Raw genomic sequence first — 1,294 nt, forward strand, 5'->3', positions numbered from 1 at the left:
GCCGCAAGACAGAAATCCGCGCCAACGACCACCTCACCGTGGGCAACAGCCAGCACCTGAAGATCGGCGCCGGCCAGTTCGTCGAGGCGGGCAATGAAATCCACTACTACGCCGGCAGCAAGGTCGTCATCGACGCCGGCATGGAACTCACCGCCTCAGGGGGTGGCAGTTTCCTCAAGCTCGACCCCAGCGGGGTGACGCTGAGCGGTGCGACCATCAAGATGAACTCTGGCGGCGCGGCTGGCACAGGTTCAGGCGTGAACGTCGTCGCTCCACAGGTTCCCTGGGCAGCCGACCAAGACAAGGCTGGCGCCAAGCCCAAGCTCGCGCTTGCCAATACCCAACTGCAGCTTGCGCGTAAAGCCCGGCAAATCGGCGCCAGCCGTTGCCCGATTTGTGAAGCGTGCCGGGTGAGGATGTGTGAGGTTGGAGCCGCTCGATGAACGACATGATCGAACACTGGCTCAGCGAGCAACAAGCCCAAGGCCGACAGCTGTTGCTCGTTATCGATAGCCTTGCAGAACCCGCTCCGCTGCCTCGCCTGTTCTCAGCGGATCTGGTGCACAGCTACGCCAATCTCTATCAGGGGACCGAGGTCGCCGAATTGGCCGAGGTCGGCCCTTGGCTGGTAATGCTGAACGAGCAAAATCTCATGCAGCTAGGTTCGCTGACCGATGCACCGGAGCAGAACTGGGGCTGGCTCGCCAGCGTCGACCACGCTGACATCGCTGTGCTCACACAACACTGGCAAGCCCGCATCTTTGACGATGAACAAGGGCAACGTTCGCTGTATCGATTCCAGGACAACCGCATCGTCGCGCGTCACCTCGGCGAACTGGACACGTCCCAACGCCCTCTGCTGCTTGGTCCACTGGCCAGCGCGCTCTGCTGGGATGGTCAGGACTGGCAATGGTTCGATAACGAGCAGCCAGGGGAGTACCGCGAGCCCTTCGAAAAACCTTGGTTGTCCATCCCAGAGCCCGAGCAGGTACAACGTGCTGTGGCGCACCACAACCTCGAGTTGTGGCTATGGCAGAACCATACGCAGGCGACCACCCGGCTCGCCGAAACCCGGGTGGTGAGCGACTGGCTGGACCATCAACTCGACAAAGCGAAGGAATGGCAATGGCACAGCGAGCCGCAACTGCACTTTCTGCTCCGCTACCAGCTCGACCCTGCACTTGCCGATCACCCGGCCTGGCGACCGACCGGGAGGGAAATACCGGAAGCCCACTACTCGCGAGTCAGTTCAGTACTGACTTCAAGCCATTCTGCACGAGACTGATCAGATGAG

1 protein-coding gene and 1 pseudogene are annotated in these 1,294 nt (G+C 61.3%); both read left to right on the forward strand.

Annotation, left to right across the window (positions count from 1 at the left end):
* Window positions 1–443: pseudogene (locus tag HZR81_RS23545) on the forward strand (type VI secretion system tip protein VgrG); the annotation flags it as partial.
* Entirely contained in the window at window positions 440–1,285 is an 846-nt protein-coding gene (locus HZR81_RS23550) for a DUF4123 domain-containing protein (protein ID WP_500129391.1), read from the forward strand. The pseudogene HZR81_RS23545 and the gene HZR81_RS23550, both read left to right, overlap by 4 nt.
* The last annotated feature ends 9 nt before the right edge of the window (window positions 1,286–1,294 follow it).

Source organism: Pseudomonas sp. LM13, from assembly GCF_041381355.1.
GTDB classification, from domain to species: domain Bacteria; phylum Pseudomonadota; class Gammaproteobacteria; order Pseudomonadales; family Pseudomonadaceae; genus Stutzerimonas; species Stutzerimonas frequens.